Source organism: Kitasatospora sp. RG8 (assembly GCF_017813315.1).
In the GTDB taxonomy this organism is placed as follows: domain Bacteria; phylum Actinomycetota; class Actinomycetes; order Streptomycetales; family Streptomycetaceae; genus Kitasatospora.
Genome location: NZ_JAGIYX010000079.1, coordinates 1 through 2635, shown reverse-complemented (window position 1 = coordinate 2635; position 2635 = coordinate 1). Strand labels below are relative to the sequence as shown.

Below are 2635 nucleotides of genomic sequence, written 5' to 3'. Positions count from 1 at the left end.
GGTTGGCGCGGTATTTGGTGGGTCAGGGGGTGGGTGCGGAGTCGGTGGTGGGTCTGTGCCTGCCGCGGGGTGTGGAGACGGTGGTGGGGATTTTGGGGGTGTGGAAGGCGGGGGCTGCGTATCTGCCGGTGGATCCGGGGCAGCCGGTGGAGCGGATCGCGTTCATGTTGCGGGACAGTCGTGCGGTGTTGGCGTTGACGACGGAGGAGTTGCTGGACGAGCTGCCGGCGGGTCGGGTGCGGTTGGTGGCGGTGGACGGTGCGTTGGTGCGGATGCAGCTGGCGGGGATGGCGGCGACTGCGCCGGGTGTGCGGGTGTCGGCGGACGGGCTGGCGTATGTGATCTACACGTCGGGGTCGACGGGGCGTCCGAAGGGTGTGGGGGTGACGCACGGGGCGTTGGCGAACTATGTGGGGTCGGTGCCGTCACGGGTGGGGTTCGGTGTGCTGGGGGGTCGTTATGCGTTGTTGCAGGCGCAGGCGACGGACCTGGGGAACACGGTGTTGTTCGCGAGTCTGGCGACCGGTGGTGAGCTGCACATCCTCCCGGAGGAGGCGGTGACGGATCCGGTGGCGGTGGCGGCGTACTTTGCGGAGCACCGGATCGAGTTCGTGAAGGTGGTTCCCTCGCACCTGGCGGCGCTGGCCGCGGTGGCCGGACCGGGGGGTGTGCTGCCCGCGGCGTCGTTGGTACTCGGTGGAGAGGCAGCGTCGGCGGGCCTGGTGGAGGGTCTGCTGGAGGCGGCGGGCGAGCGTGGGGTGTTCAACCACTATGGGCCGACGGAGGCGACGATCGGTGTTGCGACGACGCGGCTGACGGCGGAGTCGGTGGCGTCCGGTGTGGTGCCGGTGGGTCGTCCGGTCGGGAACACGCGGTTGTTCGTGTTGGACGGGTTCCTGCAGCCGGTGGCGCCGGGTGTGGTGGGTGAGTTGTACGTCGCGGGTGGGCAGTTGGCGCGTGGCTATGTGGGCCGGGCCGGGTTGACGGCGGAGCGGTTCGTGGCCTGCCCGTTCTCCGCCTCGGGTGGGCGGATGTACCGGACGGGTGACCGGGCGCGTTGGACGGCGGACGGCAGTGTGGTGGTGCTGGGGCGTGCGGACGATCAGGTGAAGGTGCGGGGTTTCCGGATCGAGCCGGGTGAGGTGGAGGCGGTGCTGGCCGCCCATCCGGGCGTGGCGCAGGCGGCGGTCGTCGCCCGCGAGGACGTGCCGGGGGACCGCCGGCTGGTCGCCTACGTTGTCCCCGCTGATGAAGATGGTGGTGAACTGTCCACGTCGGTTCGGGAGTTTGCCGTCTCCAGGCTTCCGGAGCACATGGTGCCGTCGGCGGTGGTGGTGCTGGACGCGCTGCCGCTGACGGGCAACGGCAAGCTGGACCGCAGGGCGCTGCCGGCGCCGGACTTCGCCGCGGTGGCGGGTGCCGGCCGTGGTCCGGTGTCGGTGCAGGAGGAGATCCTGTGTGCCGCGTTCGCGCAGGTCCTGGGCCTGGAACAGGTCGGTGTCGACGACGACTTCTTCGAGCTGGGCGGGCACTCCCTGCTCGCGACGCGGCTGATCAGCCGGGTGCGGGCCGTTCTGGGTGTCGAGGTGGAGATCCGTGCGCTGTTCGAGGCGCCGACCGTGGCCGGTCTGGCCGCCCGCCTGGCCGAGGCCGCGCAGGCCACCCGTGTTCCCCTGGTCGCGGGCCCGCGCCCGCAGCGGGTGCCGCTCTCCTTCGCCCAGCGCCGCCTCTGGTTCATCGGCCAGCTGGAGGGCCCCAACCCCACCTACAACAGCCCCATCGTCCTGCGCCTGACCGGCGACCTCGACCGGACCGCACTGGCCCAGGCCCTGCGCGACGTCATCGCACGCCACGAAGCGCTCCGCACGATTTTCCCCGAGGCCGACGGCGAGCCGTACCAGCAGATCATCGACGTCGACGAACTGCTCTGGGAACTCCCGGTCGTGCGCCTGACGCAGCCGGACCCGTCCGAGCCGGTGACGGGTGCTCGTCTCCTGGACCTCGACGAACTGCCCTTGAACGCCTCCGTGCTGGAACTTCCCGTGATCGACGCGACGGAGGATCTCCCCGAGGACCAGCTGCCCGGCGCCGTGGCACGGGCGGCTGGGTACGCGTTCGACCTGGCCAACGAAATCCCCGTCCGAGCCTGGCTGTTCGACAACGGCCCGGGCGAGCACGTCCTCGCACTGGTGGTCCACCACATCGCGGGCGACGGTTGGTCGATGGGTCCGCTGGCGCGGGACATCTCCACCGCGTACGCGGCGCGGCTGGCGGGCGGTGGTGCGCCCGAGTGGGCGCCGCTGCCGGTGCAGTATGCGGACTACGCGCTGTGGCAGCGTGAGTTGCTGGGTGCGGAGGGCGACCCCGGCAGCTCGCTGTCGCGCCAGGTGGCTTACTGGCGTGAGGCTCTGGCGGGGTCGCCGGAGGAGCTTGAGCTGCCCTTCGACCGTCCGCGGCCGGCGGTGGCGAGCCACCGCGGCCACACGTCCGGATTCGTCATGCCCGTGGAACTGCACGCCAGGTTGGTGGAGTTGGCGCGTGCGGAGGGTGTGACGCTGTTCATGGTGTTGCAGGCGGGGTTGTCGGTGCTGTTGTCGCGTCTGGGTGCGGGGACGGATGTTCCGATCGGTTCGGC

The 2635-nt window shown here is 71.0% G+C and carries 1 protein-coding gene; it reads left to right on the top strand.

Translation table 11 applies throughout. From position 1 onward, the window contains the following. Positions 1-47: 47 nt before the first annotated feature. A partial coding sequence (locus J5Y04_RS41055) for an amino acid adenylation domain-containing protein (RefSeq protein WP_307853567.1) occupies positions 48-2635 on the top strand: 2588 nt, incomplete at its 3' end.